Origin of the sequence: Chryseobacterium sp. LAM-KRS1, from assembly GCF_013184525.1 — a bacterium.
Classification (GTDB): Bacteria; Bacteroidota; Bacteroidia; order Flavobacteriales; family Weeksellaceae; genus Chryseobacterium; species Chryseobacterium proteolyticum.
On the sequence record NZ_JAAOIZ010000002.1, the window covers coordinates 514,243 to 536,476 of the forward strand.

Below are 22,234 nucleotides of genomic sequence, written 5' to 3' on the forward strand. Positions count from 1 at the left end.
ATCATGAAAAGAAGATTGTTATTTGGTGAGCGCATGTTGCTGGGGGATGGAACGGAACCCTTCAATGCAATTATTCCCTTCCGGTTAAAAGGAGATTTCAGGGAAGAAGACGTGCGGCATGCCTTATATCAGATCCAGGCCAAGCACCCTTGGCTGAGAGCACTCATCATACATGATGAAAAGAAAGTACCGTGGTTTGAAGTACCGGATCCTATTGTTCCTATTCCTGTAAGAACTGTGGTCAGAAAAGGGGAAAACGATTGGCAGGAAGAATCCATAAAGGAATGGCAAACCGTTTTTAAGTATGACCAATTTCCTCTTATCCGGTTTGTATGGATCAAGGGAGAAGGAGTATCAGATATGCTTTTTGTTTTCCATCATTGTCTGTCTGACGGTGGTTCTGCAATGGCATTTTTAGATGAATTTCTAAAGGTATTGGATAATCCATTGACAGATATTGGAACAGAGAATCCGATATTGGGAATTGAGGATGTGGTTCCATCAGCTATTTTATTGAACCGGAGACAGCGTCTGAAAGCAAAATTTATCGGGAGAGTCGCTGCCACAGCGATAAAATACATGCCCGTGAACAAAAAAGCCATTGACCGGAAAAATGACTACTTTATCCACTGGAAATTTGATCGTGAGACAAGCAGCCAACTGATCTCTTACTGTAAAGCCATGAAGGTTACCGTGAATACTTTTTTGAGCGCTTCATTACTTAAGGCTTTTAAGAAAGTAAAAGGTCCGGCGGCTTTCAATAAAGTTTCCTGTCCTGTAGATATCAGACGTTTTGCCTCACAGATAAAAGAGGATCATATCTTTGCTTTCGGGCTGATGATTACCCTATCATCCAATGAAAAAGTGAGCTTTGAAGACAATCTGACGCTTATGCAGGAAGATGTGGAACGTAAAACATCCAAGCTTAACCCGTACATGGTAATGATGGTAATGGAGTCCGGACACGATGCCCTGAAAAACTTCACCAGGCTTCTGAAACAAGGAAGGTCTACCAATGATTGTATGTTCTCCAATCTGGGAAGGATCCAGATTCCTGAGAACTATAAAGAATTTTCCGTTGAAACCATATTCAGTCCTTCTGTAATCGGTCCTCTGGGTAATACAACAACCATGGTAACATCTACCTACAGGGGAGAAATGGATTTTTCTTTTATGGGTAGTGAGGGATATTTACCATACACTGAAGCTTTAGCCATACGTGATGAGATGATTGAGTCCATTCAACTTAAACTGGAATATGCCGAAGTATTATGATCAGATAAAAATCAGTGATATGAACTAAAAGATTGATAAAGTTACTTCTTGTCCGGTATTATTCGGGAAGCAGATGAAGTAAACGGAATGATATAAAACTAAAGAGATCCATTTTGGATCTCTTTGCAGCAGACAGCAAGAATGTAGGTTGGAATGATCAGAAAGCTTTTTGCATAAAAAACAAGAAAAACATTAATTTGATATAACCTATGAAAAGAAAACTACTATTTGGAGAACGAATGATATTAGGAGATGGAACAGAGGCTTTTAATGGCATTATCCCGTTCAGATTAAGGGGTACGTTCAAATTGGAAGAAATTCAGCGGGCTCTGGCTTTGCTTCAAAATAAACATCCCTGGTTAAAAGCACATGTAACCCATGACGAAGAAAACCTTCCATGGTTTGAAGTGCCCCAGAAAGTTGTACCCATTCCTATAAGAATTGTGATCCGGCAGGGAGAAGACGACTGGCAGAAAGAATCCATGAAAGAATGGTATATGCCTTTCGATCATGAAAAGTTCCCCCTGATAAGGTTTGTATGGATCAAAGGAGAAGAAGTTTCAGACATGTTTTTCTCATTTCACCATTGTTTATGCGATGGAGGTTCCGCAATGACATTATTGTATGAGTTTTTACAGGTATTGGACAACCCTTCCGCCGATATTGGTGTAGAGAATCCTATCCTCGGAATCCAGGATATTGTTCCTGCAAACATCTTAAACAGCCGAAGGCATAAGCTTAAAGCAAAAGTACTCGGCAGAGTGGCATCTACCATCATTAAATATGCTCCTGTAAACAAAAAACCAATAGAGAGGCAAAACGATTATATGATCCATTGGAAGTTTGACAAGGAAATGACTCAACAAGTAATTTCCTATTGTAAATCCAATGGTTTTACCGTGAATACTTTTCTTTGTGCAATTGTTCTTCAGGCATTTAAAAAAATAAGGGGGAAAGCTGCATTGAATAAAATTTGCTGCCCTGTGGATATCAGACGTCTAACAACACAAATCAAACATGATCATATTTTTGCCTTCGGGCTGATGGTTGAAGTTTCGATTAATGAAAAATTGAATTTTCTGGATAATGTACGGAAGATGCAGAAGCACGTGAAGCGTAAGACCTCAAAACTGGATCCATATACCAAGATGATGATCATTGAATCATGGCATTATGCCCTGGATAATTTCACGAGAATCCTGAGAAATGGAAAAGCAACCAATGACTGTATGCTTTCTAATCTTGGCCTTATTCAGGTGCCCCATGAATACAGGAACTTTACCGTAGATACCGTTTTCAGCCCTTCAGCTTTGGGCCCTCTGGGCCAGACTACCGGATTTGTAGTTTCAACCTTTCAGGGAGAAATGGATTTTTGCTTTATCGGTAGTGAAGGATATCTACCTTACTCAGATGCACAGGCCATTCGTAAGGACATCCTTGATACTATAAAATTAAAACTTGAATATTCAGCAGTATCATGATCAAGAGAAAACTAATGATGGTGGAGAGAATCATGTATGTTGATTCCGGAACACCCCTCAATTGCGTATTTACAGCAAAGATCAAAGGAACACTTCATGAAGCAGATTTTAAAACAGCTTTAGAAAAAATCCAGAAAAAACATTCTTTGCTCAGATCCAGGATCGATACCGATACTGAGCAATATCCCTTTTTTATAGAAGAAAGAGAGATGGAAGCCATTCCCCTTCGGATCATAGACCGGGAATCCGATGAAGATTGGTTGCGTGAGTCTGAAAAAGAATGGTTCCGCATGTTTGAAGATCATCGGAAACCTTTGGCTCAACTGGTATGGATTAAAGGAAATGAGGTTTCCGAAATTCTCTGGGTACTTCCCCACTGCATTTGTGATGGAACTTCCCAGGTAACTCTGATGCGGGAGCTTCTCTGCCTGCTGGATGATCCAACTATGGAACTGGATACATACCAGGCATTCAGCTCAGTTGATGACTTCCTGCCTTCCGGTTTTAATACCAAAAAGAAAGTACGCAAAGCAAGGCTATACCTGCTTATGGCCAGGCTCTTCTTTCTGATGCAAAAGAAAAGTAAAAAAAGAAATCTTGGAAAAAACTATGTGATCCATTGGAAACTGAACCCGGAAATAACGAACCAGATCACCAGCAAGTGTAAAGCGCATGGTGTTTCTGTACACTCGCTGTTGTGTGCTTCATTCATGCAGGCATTTCAGGAAATCCGGGGAGCTGAGGCTAAAAGAAAAGTGATCAGCCCCGTGGACGTGCGCCATTTTATTCCGGAAATAAAGCAGGATCATGTATTTGCTTTTGCTCCTACCATAGAACTATCATTGAAAAAAGGAAATCATGGGATATTTGACCAGGCAGGACACATCAAAAAAGACCTTCTTGAGAAATTAGAAAAAATAGAAGCACGGGAACTTCTTTGGATGGGTGAACAGATGCACCCGCTTGTCGAACGCATGATCAGCATGCTTAAATCAACCCATGGCGGACATGATATTACCCTATCCAACATGGGAAAAATTAATATTCCGGATCAATATCAGCGTTTTGAGCTCGAAACGATTATGAGTCCCACCGTTGCTTTTCCTTGGCTCAATTCGAACACCCTGGTTACCACTACCTACAAGCAGGAAATGGATTTTACGCTTATGTCGAATGAAGATTTCCTATCCAGACAGAAAGCCACAGAAATTAAAGATAAAGCCCTTGAACTACTTACTGTATCTTTACAGAACTAAACATGAAAACGGATAAATCCCCTACTATAAAAAAGAAAACCACTCTCAAACGCTTTTTATTAACGCGGACGATCTACTATGTTCTTCCGAATGCATTTCTTAATTTTATTATTGCCTATGCAAGCTTTCACGAGCTGGGTTATACTCATTTCTTCTCAGGTACCCAGAATCTGGCCCGGCTAACCTTGCCAATGGCCATTTTCCTGCCGGTTATCCTCACGATCGATATCACCAAAAGAGTCACTGCCGCTGCAGAAGAGGGAACAATAGAATTCATGGTAGATAACAAGCTGAATACAAAAAAGTTCATGACGAAATTCAGTATATTACATGGTGTTATCAGTGGGCTTCTTGTACTTTCTCTTCTGGTATTTGCTCAGTACAAATTTTCAACAAACTACAAGCTCGATGCTATGGCAATGGCCATACTCGTAGGAGCACTTGCAGGAATACTGTCTGTACTTTCCGTCTATTTACCCGTTAATAAACTAAGGAAATACCTGTATAAACCTGTTCCAGCAAACACTTCAGAATAATTGAATAGTAAATTCCGTGTTTATCAGACTCATCTGTTCAAAACATAAAGACCTGCCATTGTAGGGTCACTGTTCAAAAATTTTCCAAACTTTTGGGATAAATTGAATTAATTAAATTTAATATCATAGATTTGTCTTAGTAACACAATTAAAACACATGAAAAATTTATTTTACCCATTTCTTACCGGATATCTATTCCGGGTGATCTGTTCCCCGCAACTTTCTGTTATCCAAAATCATATTACTCTTTTACATTTTCGTGAACAGCCGGGTAATTCAGCGTGATTCGGAATAAACTCTTTTGCGTTAGAGTTAGATGTTGCGCATAACATAGCGCATATTTCAAAAATAAATATCAAAAAAAAATGTTACTTTTGCTTTAGGGACGAAGTTTTTAATGCTATCTGATCCCGGAATTGCAAGGACGCCATATTATAAAATGTTAAAAATCAATCCAATGAGGAAAATAATTTTACTATTTACTTGTCTGTTCGGTATTTCAATTTTTGCACAAATTAAAGTGTTAAAAAATGAGACTCTAGTGGAAATTGGTAAAGATAACTCTGTTGGCTTATATAAAAAGGAGGATAAATTCACTATCAATTACCAGGATCTTAATACCAGCAACCTCAATACTTTCAGATCTTTTTCTTTTCAAAACCTGAACGGAGATGTCTCTGATCTATATAAACTGATTACGGACGGGTTTATTTCCCTTCCAGAAGGAAACATCGCTTTGGAGCTTCCAAACGATATCATTGAGCTCCATTACGAGAAAAACTATGGCCAGCCAACCGTTCAGTTTATCCAGTTCATTAATAAAAACCGAAAATATGTTGGAAAATCTCAATTCTTAAATAAGAAGCAGGTCGATAAAATCTTCGGAAAAACAAATGGGAAATCATCTCTGTATGAGAGGACTGCCATGATGAACAATGTTCATTCCAATAAGCCGGACACTTCAGCATCATCTTATAATTCCGGCAATAAAAATAAGAAAACGAAAAAATAATAATTATTTTTACAATATAGCAGAGCTCATTCCTAAGAATGAGTTTTTTTATTTTATTTTTGCAAAAAGATCATTACACCCTATGTCGCTTCAAATAATCAATTTAACCAAAAAATTTGGTGACCAAACCGCCCTTAACCTGATTAACATCTCCATTGATAAAAATGAAATCATTGGCCTTCTGGGACCTAACGGCGCAGGAAAATCTACTTTAATGAAATCCATTGTCGGAGCTTTAAAAATAGATGAAGGGCAAATCATCTTTAATGATAAAGAAATTTCGGAATATGAGATAGAAGCTAAGAAGAATATTGGTTTTCTTCCTGAAAATAATCCTCTGTATCTGGAAATGTATGTTAAAGAATATTTGCAATTTGTGGCTAATATTCATAAAATCCCTGAAACACGAATTAATGAAGTGATAGAGCTTGTAGGGATCACTCCTGAAAAATCGAAAAAAATCAGTCAGCTTTCCAAGGGATATAAGCAGAGGGTTGGTTTGGCACAGGCTATTCTACATCAGCCTGATCTTCTCATTCTTGACGAACCTACCAACGGTCTGGATCCTAATCAGATTATTGAAATAAGAAATGTAGTAAAAGAGATCGGTAAAGAAAAAACCGTTCTGCTGTCAACCCACATTATGCAGGAGGTTGAAGCATTATGCTCACGGGTAATTCTTATCCATAAAGGAAATATCCTTCAGGATTGTCCGATTGAAGAATTCAAAGGAAAATTCGGCAGCCTGGAAGAAGCTTTTGCAAGCCATACCAGCTAAGATTTAAATTGTATTGATTGTTTAATGGCTTTATATTTGATTAGATTCAGGTAATCTAATTTTAAAACCTATTGCCATGATCAGAACAATCTTAATGGGCACATTTATTATAGCATTATCTTCTCCAGTTTATGCATATGTTGCTAATGAAAATCCGGTTATAAAAACTGAAAACAGTTCAGAATATATCCAGCAGGTTCCCAAAACCGTTATTATTAAAACAAAGAAATTTAAAATACGGATCGATCTTCAACCTAACGGAAAATACCTTTATCAGGCATGGGGAGCCAATTCAAAACTTACCTCAAAACCTAATATGATCATCAGTGACGGAGAGCTTGTTCCAGATGGTTCCGGAGGTAATTATTATTATGATTTCGTAAATAAAGGATTTCATTACCAGGTCTGGAGAAATTACCTCACCGATTCAGCAACGAAAGCACCCTATACGCTCGTTGTAAGTGATGAAAGTGGTAATACTGTGGTACAACAGGATGGAATCGTGGTAAAAAAGTAAAATAAAAACTCCCGCATTGGATGCGGGAGTTTTTATTTTATGTACCTAATTGTTTGATCTGGGTATAAAAATTACTCTCTGCAAAACTTTCTTTTGCCGAATTATAGCCTATATTGAAAATCTCTTCAAGACGATCCTTTTTCCTTTCAAAAGTTCCGTAATTGGAAAGATCCTGTGAGGTAATGAACCAATCACAATAATCGAACTTTCCTTTCTCTATTCTGTACGAAAGAAGGTCATAAGAGCGTGAAACAATAGCTTTAATGGATTTTAAATCTTTAATATCGATTTCATGGGGCGGAGATACAAAAACCCCGATCAGCTTATCACATTCCTCCCTGATGATATCCGCAGGAAAGTTATTTAATACTCCTCCATCACAATACATCTCTTCGCCGATGATATAAGGCGTTGTAATCCCGGGAATAGAACATGAGGCAATAATTGCATCTGTAACTTTAAAATTTTCATCAAAAATTTTCTGCGTCCCGGACACCAGTTCCGTAGCTACGATCTTAACCTCTTTATCCAGATCTTTCAGTTTCATATCCTGAAAAATGGGTCTTAAATAGTTGGTAAAAATAATGGAGGATACCAGCCCGGGCTGGTTGAATGTAAAATGCTTCCAGTTAAAAAAATAAACCGAATTGAAGAATTCCAGAATTTCTTCAGGTGTTTTACCTACTGCATACAGGCATCCTACGATAGAACCTGCACTGCAACAAGACAATACATCAATATCAATATTCTTCTCAATCAGGAATTTTAAAACTCCGGCATGTGCAATACCCTTGGTACCGCCACCTGATAAAACAAGCCCTACTTTCTCAAGATTCATAGAATAAAATTAAGAAAACAGGTCGAGAAAATCTGATTATTTTTTTGAAATATTCTAATTTTAAAATTATTTTAATAAATATCCCGGCATAAACTATATTAAAAAAGCCCAGAATAATCTGGGCTTTTAAATATTTCTGTATTATAGATTAAATGTGGATCACTTCTCCATAAGCTGCCGCAGCTGCTTCCATGATTGCTTCAGAAACAGTTGGGTGCGGGTGGATAGATTTAATGATCTCGTGCCCTGTTGTCTCTAATTTTCTTGCAACAACAGCTTCGGCAACCATATCAGTTACTCCGTCACCGATCATATGACATCCTAACCACTCTCCATATTTAGCATCGAAAATAACTTTGATGAAACCATCTGTATTTCCGTTTGCAGTTGCTTTACCACTTGCAGAAAGAGGGAATTTACCTACTTTGATTTCATATCCTTTTTCCTTAGCCTGCTTTTCTGTAAGACCTACAGAAGCAACTTCAGGGTGACAGTAAGTACATCCAGGAATATTGCCATAATCAATTTTCTCTACGTGCAAGCCTTTGATCTTTTCAACACATGTAATTCCTTCTGCAGAAGCTACGTGTGCTAAGGCCTGAGTCGGGATAAGGTCACCGATGGCATAGTATCCGGGAACTGAAGTTTCATACCACTCATTAACCAAAACTCTTCCTTTATCTGTCTGGATTCCTACTTCTTCCAATCCTATATTTTCGATATTGGCAGCAATACCAACCGCTGAAAGTAAAATATCAGCTTCCAGGGTAATGTTTCCATTAGCAGTTTTTACATTTGCTTTTACACCTTCTCCGCTGGTATCCACGCTTTCTACAGAAGCATTGGTCATAATCTCGATTCCTGATTTTTTCAAAGATTTCTCAAGATGTTTAGAGATCTCTTCATCTTCTACAGGAACAATGTTCGGCATAAACTCAACAATAGTCACTTTTGTTCCCATCGTGTTATAGAAATCGGCAAACTCTACTCCGATTGCACCTGAACCTACAACAATCATAGATTTTGGCTGCTCAGGAAGAGATAATGCCTGTCTGTATCCGATTACTTTTTTACCATCCTGTGGTAAATTCGGTAATTCTCTTGAACGTGCACCTGTTGCAATGATAATATGACTTCCTGCATATTCAGTCACTTTACCGTCTTTATCTGTAACAGATACCTTTTTATCTTTTAAAACTTTAGCCGTACCAAGGATAACATCGATCTTATTTTTTTTCATTAAGAACTCGATTCCTTTGCTCATTTTGTTGGCAACACCACGGCTTCTTTGAATTACGTTTGGAAATTCAAAACTTGGCTCTACTTTATTTAAACCATAATCTTCAGCATGATTAATATAATGAAAAACCTGAGCAGATTTCAATAAAGCTTTAGTTGGTATACATCCCCAGTTAAGGCAAATTCCACCTAAATTCTCTTTTTCGATAATTGCAGTTTTGAAACCCAACTGTGCCGCTCTAATCGCTGTAACATATCCACCAGGACCACTTCCGATGACAATAATATCGTAATTCATTAGCTTAAAATTTTTATGCGAATTTAAGGAAAAAATATGGGATGATTCACGTTTATGCAAATTCATCCAATAATGAATCATATAGAAAATTTCATGTGATTATAATTAATAAAAAACATAACACAACAAAATATTCATAACAAATATTATATTATACAAAAAATTTCACAATACAAAATCTTCTCCCGAAACAATTTCAATTTTAATAATCCTAAAAAATCCCTGTTATTTCAGCTTTTAAATAATCACCGGTACTTTCATAGTCTCAGCTAATTCGTGATTAGCTGGTTTATAGGAAATAGGCAATAAAAATGCGTGCACTAGTTACTATCTTACAAAAGATTTGGAAGTTCCGTGCCGATTGGTTTAATTAATAACGATCCGATATACTGAGTTTTAAAATAACATAATAAAAAAGAGCAGGTATTTCCTGCTCTTTTGAGTCGTATATAAATTCCGGAGTATTATAGTTTTTTCAATAATTTTTTTTCAATCATGTACTTCTCATCCAAAGCCTTTAACTGGTCTCTTTTCATCTTTTTGGTAGCCAGCGGATGGTTCAAAATAAGTTTCCTTTCCCGATTGTATTTTCTTTCCAGCTCTTGCGATTTCTTTTCTATCAATTCGGTTCTCGAAGGATGTGGCGGAGGTGCCGGGCGCCTCTGAGCCTGGACATTCATCGATAAACCTATTAATACTACTGTTGTTATAAAAAACTTGTTCATGACCTTTACTTTTGTGAATGATTTTAATAAAAAAAATATAATTAATTAACTTCATTCAGGTTCGGAGTAAATATTACATATATCATACCACAATCTTAAATTACTGAACTTCAACATCCTGCTTTAAAGTCAGATTTTTGGAAGAGTTTCCAATCATAATACGGTAAGTCCCTTTTTCTACGATCCAGTTCATTTTCTCATCCAAAAACTTCAGATCTTTTACGGGAACTTCTATAGATACCTTCTTTAATTCTCCCGGTTTCAGATATACTTTCTGAAATCCTTTTAGTTCAAGAACAGGTCTGGAAACTGAAGCCAATTTATCTCTTACATAGAGTTGGACAACTTCGCTTCCACTCACCTTTCCGGTATTTTTAATAGTAACCTTCGCAATAATGGTATCGTTTGTGTGATATTGGGTCTTGTTCAATTGTAAATCCGAAATCTCAAAAGTCGTATAGCTCAATCCATATCCAAAGGGATACAATGGCTCGCCACTCAGGTCATAATAATCATTTCCCCTGCCGGTAGGATGATGGTTATACGTTAACGGAAGCTGCCCTTCTTCCTGTGGAAACGTAACCGGCAGTTTTCCGGATGGGTTTTCGTCCCCAAAAAGAACTTTTGCGATTGCATTTCCCCCTTGCTCTCCAGGATACCATACATCTAAAATAGCTCCGACCTCATCTTTCCACTTTGTTGTTTTTATTGCTGAACCTCCGACTAAGACCACGGTAGTCGGTTTACTTAACTTCGACACCTGATGAATAAAGTCTTCCTGATTTCCGGGAAGGGCTAAAGATGAGCGATCCTGAAACTCGCCTTCATGAATTCCTGCGGTGACAATAATATGATCTGCCGTTTTTGCCAGTTCCAAGGCTTCATTAAAATTCTTTTTCTGATCTTCTACACCATAATTCCATATCAGTTCTATATGAGCTTCGCCCCTGTTTTCTTTAAATTCGATCTGAAGATCATAACTTTTATTTTTAACAAAATCTATTTCTGTGGTTTGAGTGGAATAGCTTAGCTTTTCCCACTGATCTACAACCAGTTTGCCGTCCAGATATAATCTGAAACCATCATTTCCACGAAGGCCCAACCGATACTTGCCTGAATCCGGAGCTTTTAATTGCCCGGTCCAACGCACACTGTAATTATCCGGCTGAAGCTTTTCCACATCAGGAGAATACAAAGTCCATTGAAAATTAATCTGTTCATCCTGTCTTTCAAATGCAGGATTTCCTTTGAATTCACTATTTGAAAAATAAAATCCTTTCAAGCCCTTTTGATTTCCAAAAGATAAAAATTCAGCAGGAACAGTCAGTACATCTTTCACATTCCGCTCAATTCCTTTAGCATATACTACCTCAATCCCTTTCTTTGAGCAAAAGTTCTTAATGCCTTCCAATATACTCACCTTATGATTTCCCGGTCCTGAATACCCGCCTAATCTGGCTTCCGTCGCATCAGCACCTACTAAAAGGATTCTTTTTGCATTTGCGGAAACAGGGAGTGTGTTGTTTTTGTTCTGAAGCAAGACAAAAGACTCTATTGCAGCTTTTTCTGCAAGACTTGCATAATTAAGCTTTTTTAAGCCCTCAATATCTTTATCGGATATGTATGGATCGTCAAATAACCCGAGTTCGAATTTAGCCCTCAGTACCCGCGAAACAGCATCATCTATTCTCTCCTGAGATATTCTTCCGTCCAGGAATGATGGAATAAATAATCGGTAATGCTCGTAATCCGTCTGAAAAATTACGTCCAGACCTGCATTAATTGCCTGAGCTGAGGCATCCTCATAATCTTTTGCCGTAAAATGCAATACATTGGCACCACCAACTGCACTTGCATCACTGATTACAAATCCTTTAAAATTCCATTCTTTTTTCAATTTTTCTGATAACAACCAGTGGTTTGCTGTGGCAGGTCTTCCATCCAACAAATTATAAGAAGTCATTACAGATCTGCTTTTTCCCTCTGTAAATGCTTTAAAAAACGGAATAAGGTGGGTTTCTTCCAGATATCTTTTGCTCCAGTGGATAGGATAAGAATCTCTTCCTCCCTCCCCCACGTTCGCAAGAAAATGTTTAGGCGTTGTAATGATTCCTGTATTTTCGAATGAGCTTACAAAACCGGTTCCCATCACGGAGGTCAAAAACGGGTCTTCTCCATATGTCTCCTCTGTTCTGCCCCATCTCACATCACTGGCCAAATTAACTACAGGAGTTAAGATCTGACGGATTCCCCTCAGTTTCGATTCTTTTGCAATCGCCATGGAGACTTCCTTCATCAGCCCTTGATTAAAAGATGAAGATAAAGCAATGGCTTGTGGAAAGGCCGTAGCGCCTTCTCTCATTAAACCGTGTAAAGCTTCATCAAATGGAATAATCGGAATTCCCAATCTTGATTCTTCAATAAAATATTTCTGAATACTATTGATTTTTCTCGCCAGTCTCTCTGCATCCTCATCTGCATTATATTTTAGCATTTGTCCGGCTACACCATCTCCTTGATTGGTGGCACTCACCTGTAATCCAAAAATCCCATGCCGGTACTGATCTTTGGAAACATGATCCAGGTCTCCGGGAATCATAAAACACTGCCAGAACTTTTCTTCAGGCGTCATTCTTTTGAGCAGATCCTGAACCCTTAGCTCAACAGGTTGTTTTGAATCTTTATACAGTGGTTTTTGAGCGGAAACAAAGCTTAGACTTAATAGCAAAGCGATTCCTGGAAATCGAAAACGGAACTTCATTATTTCTGTAGTTGAATTACAGTTGAATATATGAGCTGTTTACGTTCTGAAGGCAGGTGCACCTCAATGCTGTTTCCTTTCTGCTTCCACTGTACCTTCGAATCAATACCCAGAATTTTCAGGGATTTAGGGGTAAAGTTTTCAGGGACTGAAAAACTCAGGTCAGAAGGAGCTGCATAACTTGTTTTTTCATCGGTATGGAATACATTCACCGTTTTTCCGTCTTTGCTCGTGGTGTAATAAAAGTCCCCTTCATGAAAAGGAGCCAAGGTTCTTGTTGCAAAAACAGCTGCCCCATTCTTATCCATCCAACCGGATATTTCTTTCAGCCTTTCATATACCACAGCATCATAATCCCCATTAGGACCGGGAGCAATATTCATCAGATAGTTTCCTCCTCTTGAAATGATTTTAATGAGGGTTTCAATGATCTTTTGGGAGGACTTATAATGATCATTAGGTACGTAAGAAAAAGAATCTCCCATGGTAATACAGCTTTCCCAGGGAATTGAAAGAGGCTGATCGGGCACTGCCTGTTCCGGAGTTACATAATTTTCCCATTTTCCGGGAACCGTACGGTCTACGATAATGATTCCCGGCTGGTTTTTCCGGGCCATATTACCAATCTTATCCATATCGATATCCTGTTCCACCTTAATGGTTTTTTGCCATTCTACAGCAGGATCAATTGTTTTAAAGGGGCGCACCCAGCCACCATCCAGCCACAGTATATCTATTTTACCATAATTTGAAGTAATCTCATTGAGCTGATTCCAGGTAAACTTCTTAAAGCGTTCCCATCTTTCCGGATATTTTTTAGGATCATAATTTACATTCCGGTCTTTTGGAGGAAAGTAAGGCCACCAATAATCATCGGAATGCCAGTCCGGTTTAGAAAAATAAGCTCCGATCTTAAATCCCTCTTTACGGAATTTGGTAAAAATTTCTTGTACAACATCTGCTTTGGGATTTTTAGAAAAAGGAGTTTTAGCAGACGTTATTTTGTAATCAGATTCTTTCGTATCAAACATGGAAAATCCATCATGGTGCTTCGTTGTAAAAACTACATATTTCATTCCCGCTTTTTTAGCTGCATCAGCCCACTTCCGGGGATTAAACTGAGTTGGATTGAATGTTGTCTGAAGATTTTCATAATTCTTCACATATTCATTATATGTTTCTCCGTGTTCAGGCTTACGCTGAGTCCACGATTCGTCTTCCGGGCATAGACTCCAGCTTTCTACAATTCCCCATTGGCTGTACGTTCCCCAATGCATAAAAAGTCCGAATTTAAGATCCTGCCATTCTTCCAGGTTTTTCACAACCAAAGGGTCCGTTGGCTTCTCATAGCCTTTTGAAACATTATGGGCCTGTGAAAGAAAGGTTGCCGATATGAAAAGTGATGAAAGAAAAAAGGTTTTAGTTTTTTGTGGAATCAGCATAAAAAAATACTTTTTGCTAATGTAATCATCCTGCTGTAAACTCGCAAAAATTACTTCCCTGTATGACTCCTGATGAGTAGCTTCAGAGCTTTTAAACATTCAGGGTTTTTAAAAATATTTTCTCCCCGCGGATGAAATTTCTGTTTTTAGCTTACTAAGACTAATCCTTTATGGGGTTTCAAACCTAGATAAGTTTCTGTAAAGCAGAATCAATATCAGGATAGAGGAATTGAAAGCCATTTTTCATCAGTATTTCCGGATATACATTTCTGCTTTTAAGTAATAATTCTGTTTCTGTATTGAGAAATACAGACGCCAGTTCCAGTTGCCACACAGGGGAATTAATTCCAAACGGAATTCGTAAACGTTTCCGTAGTTTTTTCATTAATTCTTCATTAGTTAAAGGCTGAGGAGCGGTCACATTAACACAACCTGAAATGTATTCATGATGTATGATCCATTCAATGGCACGACAAAAATCTTCAATATGAATCCAGCTAACATGCTGATTCCCTCTTCCCTGTCTTCCTCCTAACCCTAGTTTTGTAACCTGGCAAAGTTTTGGGAAAGCTCCTCCGTTTTTCCCCATTACTATAGAAGTACGTAACGCCACTTTCCTTATCTCATCATGATGCACGGCAAAGAATTCCTTTTCCCAGCTTTTACAGATATTCATCGAAAAATCATCTCCTATAACTCCGTTTTCTTCTGTATTCAGATTCTTTTCAGAGTGCACATAAATGGTTGCCGAACTTGCATTCAGCCATATTTTCGGTTTGTCAGTGCATTGGTCTACCGCTTTTTGAAGAACTCTTGTACTTTCAATTCTTGAGGAATAAATTTCTTTTTTGTTTTTATCATTATACCTGCAGTCAACAGATTTCCCCGTAAGATTGATCAGGACATCACAGCTCTCAAGCTTATGTGACCACTCGCCGATATGGGTTGCATCCCAATACATTTCGTGTTCATTTTTAGGATTTCTGGTTAAAATATAGACCTGATTTCCTTTCGCACGGAAATACTCTTTCAGGTTTTCACCAAGAAATCCTGTACCGCCTGCAATAATGATTTTCATAAATTTAGGGTTTTAGAGGGTTAATTATTCTGAACTCCGTTTCAGATAATATATTTTTTTATTTTTACTTTAATCTCGGAACCTTCTGCAAGCATTACAGACAGAGGATCCTGAATGTTCAAAAATTTAAAATCTTTTCCGTAGATTCTTTCAAAATCTATCTTCAACTGATGATCTTTTACCAGATAATATTTCCATTGAGGGTGGCAAACTTCATACTCGGAAGTCTTGTTATCATTTTTTGTAAATCCGTAATAGTGTTCGGTAATGAACTCAAATTCAGAATCAGATTCCATAGGAAGTGCCTGAAGATCTGCAGTAATTTCCATAGAATGCCATGTTTTATCTTTCCATGAATATGTAACCAACATTTCGTGTTCCTTTTTTGCTATTGCGTTTTTCATCGGCAGCGTTTTATAATTTTCATTATAGATAGCATTTGCAATAAAGCTTAAGGCCGGTTTCGGAACAATCTCTTTAATAAAGACCACTCCTCTTTTCCATGCATTATTTTCTCTTTTTTTCACATAAAACCTAAGGTTAACTTCCTCAAAGTTGCGGTGAAAAGGGATGCGTAAACCGAGTAATCTGGTATTTAAAAACATAAATCCGACAAGACTTATATAGCATTTCCCTTTATAGAAATCAAGTTCTGTACCTTCAGGAAGATATTTTATCAGTATTTCAGGATCTATTTCATAATTGATGATCGCCAGTTTGCGCCATTCAGCCTTTAAAAAGTTCATAATTCTGCATTTTTTTGATGATTTCATTTCTTTTTACTAAAAAATCTTTGAGGTAATTTTTAAGAAAAAAATAATTAAACAGCATACCGATCATTCCCAAAGGAGATTCAAATTCGAAAATATCGGTCATGATCGTGTAATTTCCTTCCTGTTTGAAAAGGTGCTGATGCTTTAATGATTTAAAAGTTCCTTTCAGCATAACATCAGTAAACTCCAGAGGCTTTTCCATACTGATTATTTTTGAAGTGTGCGTCTGATATATTCCCAGATGCTTTGCACGCCATGTTACCGTTTCATTCAGTTCAATAAGTCCGTGCATACGTCCGGCAATAGCTTTCTCCTCTGTACCGGATGTTGATTGCTGATGCAGATCAATATCCCTTGATAGATCAAAAACTTTACAGATGTCTGCCTTAATGATTGTTTTTAAATAAATTCTAGACATAGTAATACAATAAAGTGATCAAGACAATAGTTCTGTAAATAATCCAACTTATGGACGGAATAAAATTCAATTCCAATATTTTGCAACGTCTTATGTGCTCTAGAAGCATCATGAAAACCACAATTCCAAAGTAAAAAATATAAAATAGAGAATTGAATTCTGTAAAGAGAGCAGGCAATAAAAGCAGGGTCCCGATCAGGGAAACAGTCATCATATTTCCGATATAATCCCATATTTTATCTTTCAGGTAGGCCTTTAAAAAAACAGTTTGCCAAGCGATCTGCCCTAAACAAATGGCCAATTCCCTTAAAAAATTCCGGCTAAAACCTAATCCCGTTTTTGTAACAAATACACTTAAAATACAGGAGGAAAAAATCACCACAAACAGGATGTATCCGATCCTGTACTTCATGTTAAAATCGGGAACACATGACTCTTCTGTATAAGGTTTAGATGATGGAATAATCTGTTTTCTGTTATATGACACAAAAGAATATAATTTTCTGAAAAACCAGTAAAAAGGTTGTATTCTCGCTATCTTCTCCAATACCGGAAATGAGTTTCCAATAATAGCAAGCAGGCTGTCCAGACCGTATATCACTTCATTTGTGCTATGATCAATCAACGCAATTTCATTTTTTGCCCGCTTATAATCAATAACCGATCTGCTCTTAACACTCAATTCACTAAAAGCCTCTCTCCCATTTTCATCAAGCATTCCACATTGTATAAAACCTTTAGAGTAAATATTACACATAGGACATTCATTGTCGTAGATGAGGGTCTGGTTCTTTAGAGTTTTCATATCCTTAATTTTAAAATGATTTTCTTTTCGAGAAGTACAAAATCAAAAACAAATGAATGATTAAATTTTTCATAATTATTATATTTTCAATAATTTTTGAAAGTTTATTTGAAATAAAAAAGGAACACTGTCCTTTTTAGCCTTATTTTAATAGATTCGTGATCTTTCCTACCAGCCAATGATCATCACTTTTGATCGCGAGATCCATAATATTATTAATCTTCCCCGTAACCGAACTAAAATCTTCCATCAACTTAATAAACTCTTTGGCTTCATCAGAATCACGGTCTTCAATATTCTTTAATTCTTCTAAAAAAGAAATTACCGGTTCGATTTCCCTTTTTCTTCTTTCTTTTGTGATTTGCTTAAACAGAAACCACACATCTTTTTCAGCAATGAAATACTCTTTCCGGTCTCCTTTTACAAATTCCTTTTTTACAATTCCCCAGTCCATCAGAGCCCGTAAATTCATATTGGCATTTCCTCTTGAAATTTCAAGCTGCTCCATTACCTCATCTGTTGATAATGGCTTTCCACTTGCCAAAAGCAATGCATGAACCTGTGCCATTGTCCGGTTAATCCCCCAATTGGTAGCAAATGTTCCCCACGTCTGAATATATTTTTCCTTCGCCTCTGAAAGTTGCATATTGATCTCTTTTTGAATTTCTATTACAAATGTAATAATAATTTTCGAACTTTCAATAATTTTTGAAAATTAAATTTAAAGTTTTTATATTATGGTAACATAGAATTCCTGCTTTTTCACCCTAATAACTCCAATTTAAAATTTAACCTTTTCCTTTGTAACAAATCTTGTATTACAACGACTATTCAATAATAATCTTTTTAGTAATGAAATATAACAAAATTGCCTCATTACTTTTTGTTTTGTCTGCAGGAAGTATGATGTTCGCACAGGATGACTTGATCAACAAGTTGAAAAACAATCAATCCCAAAATGCTAACTTTAAATTTACGACTCTTAAAGATGTTGGTGCTACTTCAGTAAAAAACCAGGGATCTTCAGGAACGTGCTGGAGCTACTCGGGGAACTCTTTTCTTGAGTCTGAAATGCAGCGTATGGGTAAAAAACCTGTAGACCTGGCAGAAATCTTTACCGCAAGAAACTCTTACCATGACAAAGCAAAATTATATGTTTTAAATAACGGAGCTATCAGTTGGGGAGACGGAGGTGAATTGCACGATGTAATCAATATGTACAAAAAGTACGGTGCAGTTCCTCAGGAAGTGTATACAGGATTGAAAGCCGGACAAACGACCAACAACTTCAAGGAAATGCAGGGTAAATTAAAGACTGTATTAGATAGTTTGGTTCAGGCTTCATCTAAAGGAAAACTTTCCGACAACTGGATGTCTTCTGTGGATGTTATTCTGGATGAGTACCTTGGAAAAGTTCCGACTAACTTTACATATGAGGGGAAATCCTACACTCCGAAAACATTTGCTAAGGAGGTCGTAGGAATCAATCCTGAAGATTATGTAGAATTATCTTCTTACAAAGATTATCCTTATTTCCAGAAATTTGTAAACCCGATTCCTGATAACTGGAGCCATGATTCTGACTGGAATATTCCGATGACAGATATGACTGCAATTGTTGACAATGCAGTTTCAAAAGGATATTCTGTAGGTTGGGCAACAGATGTATCTGAACCTTATTTTTCATATAAAAACGGAGTGGCTTATGTTCCGGATGTAGATCTTGACCAGATCACTCCTGAAGTAAAAAAAGAATTGTTTACAGAACCGAAAAAAGACAAAGCGATCACAGAAGATATGCGTCAGAAAGCTCTTAACAACCTTTCAACCACGGATGACCATGGTATGCATATCGTAGGTTTAGCAAAAGATCAAAGCGGAAAAGAATATTATATGGTAAAGAACTCATGGGGTGTTACCAATGATTTTGAAGGATATATCTATGTAACAAGACCATACGTTGAATATAAGTCAACTGCTATTCTTGTACATAAGAATGCCATTCCAAAAAATATTTTAAGACAATTAAAACCTACCAAAAACATCGGTTTATAATTAACAAAATCACTTTGTCATTTGATGACAATTTTAAATATTTACTCGGTTAAAAAACAGCTTCTGTAAACCAGAAGCTGTTTTATTTTATGTATAAGAATTATTTGATTAGTCATAAATCCAATAAGAGTGAAACCAAAACTGTTATATTTGTAATCTAATCAACAAATTAAAGCAATATGAAAAATTCAAAAAAATTATCCAAATCTGAATTAAAAAGAATTAGTGGTGGAAATCCACCGGACTGCACAGAAGGAATAGCTTGTTATCATCGTCCCAAAAACGGATTTCCAGGTTACTGGACATGTAATGCAGGGTCAAGCAGTTGTCCTGAAGATTAATTGATTCTACAGCTAAAATCCCCAAATTTTCAGGGGATTTTTTGTATAATAAATTTCTGAATTAAAATTAAATGAAATCAATAATGCAAAAAAAAAGCTTCCGGGTAACCCGGAAGCTTTTTTGTATATTTTTTTTGTCCTTAGAATATCGCCGGATATTTTTGAGGATTGGTTTCATTAAACATCGCATAGATCTTTTCTATCATATCATCTGCAGAAGGTTTGCTGAAATAATCTCCATCACTTGCATAAGCAGGACGGTGGTCATTTGCGGCAATTGTTAAAGGATCAGAATCAAGATATCTGAAAGCCTTTTGCTTCTCCAAAATCTGCTGTAGAATAAATGCTGAAGTTCCTCCTTCCACATCTTCATCGATCACCACCAATCTGTTGGTTTTCTTCACACTTTCAGCAATTTCATTTGTTAAATCAAAAGGAATTAAAGACTGAACATCAATAACCTCTGAAGAAATTCCTAATTTCTCCAGCTCTTCTGCTGCCTCCATTACAATTCTCCATGTAGACCCATAGGTTACTAACGTTACATCCTTTCCTTCTTTCGTTACTTCAATCTTCCCGACAGGAACAGTAAACTCTCCCAGGTTATCAGGTTGCTTCTCTTTTAAACGGTATCCGTTCAGACACTCAACAATTACTGCCGGATCATCACTCTGAAGCATTGTATTATAGAATCCTGCAGCTTTTGTAAGGTTTCTTGGTACTAGTACCAGAATCCCTTTTGAAAGATTAAGAATTCCTGCCATCGGAGAACCTGAATGCCATACCCCTTCTAATCTGTGCCCTCTTGTTCTGATAATTACGGGTGCTTTCTGCCCTCCTTTTGTTCTGTACTGAACTGTTGCCAGATCATCACTCATTCCCTGCAGGCAGTATAGGATATAGTCTAAATACTGGATCTCGGCAATTGGTCTCAGACCTCTCATTGCCATACCGATTCCCTGGCCTAAAATAGTCGCTTCACGGATTCCCGTATCTGCAACACGAACTTCACCATATTTCTCCTGCATTCCTTCAAGTCCCTGGTTTACATCACCGATGTTTCCGGCATCTTCTCCAAATACAAGGGTTTCAGGATATTTTTCAAAAATTTTATCAAAGTTGTTTCTTACCACTACTCTTCCATCCACATCTTCTGAGCTGTCTGAATATACAGGCTTGATCTCTTTAACGTTTTCGGCCTTCCACTGAGACTGAGAATACAGATGAGAAGAATAGTTGTCTTTTTCTACTTCCAGGATCTCATTGTACTTCTGTATTAGCTGGTTTCTTTCAGGAGTATTGGTTCCTCTTGTTGCCAGTAAAGACATTCTTACCAAGTGGAAAATATCTTTTTTAGCTTTTGAGACTAATTTATTAAAATGAGTAATGTAATTTTCTATTTCTGCATTTTGACCTTTAAGGTTTTCCACCAAAGGTAAAACTGCTTTTGACAGGTCTGAAATGGTTTTCTGATAGTTTTCCCAAGCCAGTTTCTGTCCGGCTTTTACTGTCTTTTTAGCCTCGTCATCGATGGCATCCAGCTCTTCTGCGGTTGCAATCACCTCTTCCTTTCCTTCAATTTCAATGGAATAATTCAGAATCCATTCTTTGAATTTTATCAACCCGTCAAAATCTGCTTCCCATGAAAGACGTTCTTCATTCTTATATCTTTCGTGAGATCCTGAAGTAGAGTGTCCTTGTGGTTGCGTAACTTCAATGACGTGAACAACTACAGGAACACTTTCAGTTCTTGCAAAATGTTCAGCTCTTGCATAGGCATCCAATAATGCAGGATAATCCCACGCTTTTACCTGAATGATCTCGCATCCCTGGTTTTCTCCTTCTTTTCTTTGGAAACCACTTAGCATTTCAGAGATATCCGCCTTTGCTCTCTGGTTTTTAGTAGGAACAGAAATCCCGTACCCATCATCCCAGATTGAAACGATCATCGGAACCTGAAGCGCACAAGCCGCATTCAGAGTTTCCCAAAAATGGCCTTCTGCTGTGGAAGCATCGCCAATTGTTCCGAAAGCTATTTCATTTCCATTGTTTGAAAACTTTTCAGAACCTTCAAATTGTACTGATTTATATATTTTAGAAGCCTGAGCTAACCCTAATAATCTAGGCATTTGTCCTGCTGTAGGAGAAATATCAGAAGAAATATTCTTTTGAGCCATAAGGTTTTTCCAGCTTCCGTCTTCATGTAAGCTTCTCGTTGCAAAATGCCCGTTCATCTGTCTTCCTGCTGATGCCGGCTCTCTTTCTACGCTGGTATCTGCATATAGCTGTGCAAAAAAGCTTTCAACCGTTAACGCATTGACGGACAAAGCAAAGGTCTGATCCCTGTAATATCCTGAACGGAAGTCGCCATTTCTGAAAACTTTCGCCATTGCAAGCTGTGGTAATTCTTTACCGTCACCGAAGATCCCGAATTTAGCTTTTCCTGTAAGAACTTCTCTTCTCCCCAGGTAAGACATTTCACGAGAGATTCTCCCTAATTTATAGTCTTCAAGTATTTGATTTTTAAAATCTTGAAAGGAAATCTTCTGTGTTTCAATATAGGTTGTTTGCATAGCCAAATATAAAAATTTTTAGTTCTAGAAGT

At 37.3% G+C, this 22,234-nt stretch carries 20 protein-coding genes; 9 read left to right on the top strand and 11 right to left on the bottom strand.

What is annotated here, in order from left to right; all coding sequences use genetic code 11:
- The first annotated feature begins 3 nt into the window (after positions 1-3).
- From G9C87_RS06200 to G9C87_RS06230, 7 genes are all read left to right on the top strand, one after another.
- Positions 4-1,275, top strand: a complete 1,272-nt coding sequence (locus tag G9C87_RS06200; protein ID WP_172279206.1) for a condensation domain-containing protein — start codon at positions 4-6, stop codon at positions 1,273-1,275.
- Positions 1,276-1,484: 209 nt separating this feature from the next.
- Positions 1,485-2,756 (top strand): condensation domain-containing protein, encoded by a 1,272-nt coding sequence (locus G9C87_RS06205; protein ID WP_172279208.1) that lies wholly within the window; start codon positions 1,485-1,487, stop codon positions 2,754-2,756.
- Complete coding sequence (locus G9C87_RS06210; RefSeq protein ID WP_172279210.1) at positions 2,753-4,012, top strand: condensation domain-containing protein; 1,260 nt, start codon at positions 2,753-2,755, stop codon at positions 4,010-4,012. Before G9C87_RS06205 ends, G9C87_RS06210 begins: the two co-directional genes overlap by 4 nt.
- Before the next feature lie 2 nt (positions 4,013-4,014).
- Positions 4,015-4,548, top strand: a complete 534-nt coding sequence (locus tag G9C87_RS06215; protein ID WP_172279212.1) for a hypothetical protein — start codon at positions 4,015-4,017, stop codon at positions 4,546-4,548.
- Between the two features lie 458 nt (positions 4,549-5,006).
- Positions 5,007-5,561, top strand: coding sequence for a hypothetical protein (locus tag G9C87_RS06220; RefSeq protein ID WP_172279214.1), 555 nt, complete (start codon positions 5,007-5,009; stop codon positions 5,559-5,561).
- Between the two features lie 82 nt (positions 5,562-5,643).
- On the top strand, positions 5,644-6,339 hold the full coding sequence (locus G9C87_RS06225) for an ABC transporter ATP-binding protein (protein WP_172279216.1): 696 nt from the start codon (positions 5,644-5,646) through the stop codon (positions 6,337-6,339).
- Positions 6,340-6,415: 76 nt separating this feature from the next.
- Complete coding sequence (locus G9C87_RS06230) at positions 6,416-6,856, top strand: hypothetical protein (RefSeq protein ID WP_172279218.1); 441 nt, start codon at positions 6,416-6,418, stop codon at positions 6,854-6,856.
- Positions 6,857-6,893: 37 nt separating this feature from the next.
- Here the strand turns inward: G9C87_RS06230 and G9C87_RS06235 are convergent, their stop codons facing one another.
- The 10 genes from G9C87_RS06235 to G9C87_RS06280 form a co-directional block, all read right to left on the bottom strand.
- On the bottom strand, positions 6,894-7,694 hold the full coding sequence (locus tag G9C87_RS06235) for a patatin-like phospholipase family protein (protein ID WP_172279220.1): 801 nt from the start codon (positions 7,692-7,694) through the stop codon (positions 6,894-6,896).
- A 148-nt stretch (positions 7,695-7,842) separates the two neighbouring features.
- Positions 7,843-9,231 (bottom strand): dihydrolipoyl dehydrogenase, encoded by a 1,389-nt coding sequence (gene lpdA, locus G9C87_RS06240; RefSeq protein WP_172279222.1) that lies wholly within the window; start codon positions 9,229-9,231, stop codon positions 7,843-7,845.
- Between the two features lie 464 nt (positions 9,232-9,695).
- Positions 9,696-9,956 (bottom strand): hypothetical protein, encoded by a 261-nt coding sequence (locus tag G9C87_RS06245; protein WP_172279224.1) that lies wholly within the window; start codon positions 9,954-9,956, stop codon positions 9,696-9,698.
- Positions 9,957-10,056: 100 nt separating this feature from the next.
- Positions 10,057-12,717, bottom strand: a complete 2,661-nt coding sequence (locus G9C87_RS06250) for a glycoside hydrolase family 3 N-terminal domain-containing protein (RefSeq protein ID WP_172279226.1) — start codon at positions 12,715-12,717, stop codon at positions 10,057-10,059.
- Positions 12,717-14,258 (bottom strand): alpha-L-fucosidase, encoded by a 1,542-nt coding sequence (locus tag G9C87_RS06255; RefSeq protein ID WP_228456967.1) that lies wholly within the window; start codon positions 14,256-14,258, stop codon positions 12,717-12,719. The genes G9C87_RS06250 and G9C87_RS06255 overlap by 1 nt, the downstream gene beginning before the upstream one ends.
- Before the next feature lie 85 nt (positions 14,259-14,343).
- A complete protein-coding gene (locus tag G9C87_RS06260) occupies positions 14,344-15,237 on the bottom strand; it encodes a TIGR01777 family oxidoreductase (RefSeq protein ID WP_172279228.1) in 894 nt (297 codons plus the stop codon).
- 41 nt (positions 15,238-15,278) lie between these two features.
- Positions 15,279-15,983, bottom strand: coding sequence for a YqjF family protein (locus tag G9C87_RS06265; protein WP_172279230.1), 705 nt, complete (start codon positions 15,981-15,983; stop codon positions 15,279-15,281).
- Complete coding sequence (locus G9C87_RS06270) at positions 15,964-16,428, bottom strand: SRPBCC family protein (RefSeq protein WP_172279232.1); 465 nt, start codon at positions 16,426-16,428, stop codon at positions 15,964-15,966. The genes G9C87_RS06265 and G9C87_RS06270 overlap by 20 nt, the downstream gene beginning before the upstream one ends.
- Positions 16,421-17,233, bottom strand: a complete 813-nt coding sequence (locus G9C87_RS06275) for a DCC1-like thiol-disulfide oxidoreductase family protein (protein WP_172279234.1) — start codon at positions 17,231-17,233, stop codon at positions 16,421-16,423. The genes G9C87_RS06270 and G9C87_RS06275 overlap by 8 nt, the downstream gene beginning before the upstream one ends.
- A 142-nt stretch (positions 17,234-17,375) precedes the next feature.
- A complete protein-coding gene (locus tag G9C87_RS06280; protein WP_172279236.1) occupies positions 17,376-17,879 on the bottom strand; it encodes a GbsR/MarR family transcriptional regulator in 504 nt (167 codons plus the stop codon).
- Between the two features lie 206 nt (positions 17,880-18,085).
- On the opposite strand from G9C87_RS06280, the gene G9C87_RS06285 reads away from it, so the two are divergent.
- Together G9C87_RS06285 and G9C87_RS06290 are read left to right on the top strand one after the other, a co-directional pair.
- Positions 18,086-19,288 (top strand): aminopeptidase C, encoded by a 1,203-nt coding sequence (locus G9C87_RS06285; protein WP_172279238.1) that lies wholly within the window; start codon positions 18,086-18,088, stop codon positions 19,286-19,288.
- Positions 19,289-19,467: 179 nt separating this feature from the next.
- Entirely contained in the window at positions 19,468-19,629 is a 162-nt protein-coding gene (locus tag G9C87_RS06290; RefSeq protein ID WP_172279240.1) for a bacteriocin-like protein, read from the top strand.
- 140 nt (positions 19,630-19,769) lie between these two features.
- On the opposite strand, the gene G9C87_RS06295 is transcribed toward G9C87_RS06290, so the two are convergent.
- Positions 19,770-22,202, bottom strand: coding sequence for a thiamine pyrophosphate-dependent enzyme (locus tag G9C87_RS06295; protein WP_172279242.1), 2,433 nt, complete (start codon positions 22,200-22,202; stop codon positions 19,770-19,772).
- Positions 22,203-22,234 lie beyond the last annotated feature (32 nt).

Excerpts from the sequence above, each read along its gene's own strand:
- G9C87_RS06295 (WP_172279242.1), bottom strand. The coding sequence starts at position 22,202 with ATGCAAACAACCTATATTGAAACACAGAAGATTTCCTTTCAAGATTTT.
- G9C87_RS06265 (WP_172279230.1), bottom strand. The coding sequence starts at position 15,983 with ATGAACTTTTTAAAGGCTGAATGGCGCAAACTGGCGATCATCAATTAT.
- G9C87_RS06280 (WP_172279236.1), bottom strand. The coding sequence starts at position 17,879 with ATGCAACTTTCAGAGGCGAAGGAAAAATATATTCAGACGTGGGGAACA.
- G9C87_RS06260 (WP_172279228.1), bottom strand. The coding sequence starts at position 15,237 with ATGAAAATCATTATTGCAGGCGGTACAGGATTTCTTGGTGAAAACCTG.
- G9C87_RS06225 (WP_172279216.1), top strand. The coding sequence starts at position 5,644 with ATGTCGCTTCAAATAATCAATTTAACCAAAAAATTTGGTGACCAAACC.
- G9C87_RS06275 (WP_172279234.1), bottom strand. The coding sequence starts at position 17,233 with ATGAAAACTCTAAAGAACCAGACCCTCATCTACGACAATGAATGTCCT.
- G9C87_RS06230 (WP_172279218.1), top strand. The coding sequence starts at position 6,416 with ATGATCAGAACAATCTTAATGGGCACATTTATTATAGCATTATCTTCT.
- G9C87_RS06245 (WP_172279224.1), bottom strand. The coding sequence starts at position 9,956 with ATGAACAAGTTTTTTATAACAACAGTAGTATTAATAGGTTTATCGATG.
- G9C87_RS06250 (WP_172279226.1), bottom strand. The coding sequence starts at position 12,717 with ATGAAGTTCCGTTTTCGATTTCCAGGAATCGCTTTGCTATTAAGTCTA.
- G9C87_RS06255 (WP_228456967.1), bottom strand. The coding sequence starts at position 14,258 with ATGTTTAAAAGCTCTGAAGCTACTCATCAGGAGTCATACAGGGAAGTA.
- G9C87_RS06210 (WP_172279210.1), top strand. The coding sequence starts at position 2,753 with ATGATCAAGAGAAAACTAATGATGGTGGAGAGAATCATGTATGTTGAT.
- G9C87_RS06270 (WP_172279232.1), bottom strand. The coding sequence starts at position 16,428 with ATGTCTAGAATTTATTTAAAAACAATCATTAAGGCAGACATCTGTAAA.
- G9C87_RS06235 (WP_172279220.1), bottom strand. The coding sequence starts at position 7,694 with ATGAATCTTGAGAAAGTAGGGCTTGTTTTATCAGGTGGCGGTACCAAG.
- G9C87_RS06200 (WP_172279206.1), top strand. The coding sequence starts at position 4 with ATGAAAAGAAGATTGTTATTTGGTGAGCGCATGTTGCTGGGGGATGGA.
- G9C87_RS06220 (WP_172279214.1), top strand. The coding sequence starts at position 5,007 with ATGAGGAAAATAATTTTACTATTTACTTGTCTGTTCGGTATTTCAATT.
- G9C87_RS06205 (WP_172279208.1), top strand. The coding sequence starts at position 1,485 with ATGAAAAGAAAACTACTATTTGGAGAACGAATGATATTAGGAGATGGA.
- G9C87_RS06215 (WP_172279212.1), top strand. The coding sequence starts at position 4,015 with ATGAAAACGGATAAATCCCCTACTATAAAAAAGAAAACCACTCTCAAA.
- G9C87_RS06290 (WP_172279240.1), top strand. The coding sequence starts at position 19,468 with ATGAAAAATTCAAAAAAATTATCCAAATCTGAATTAAAAAGAATTAGT.
- lpdA (WP_172279222.1), bottom strand. The coding sequence starts at position 9,231 with ATGAATTACGATATTATTGTCATCGGAAGTGGTCCTGGTGGATATGTT.
- G9C87_RS06285 (WP_172279238.1), top strand. The coding sequence starts at position 18,086 with ATGAAATATAACAAAATTGCCTCATTACTTTTTGTTTTGTCTGCAGGA.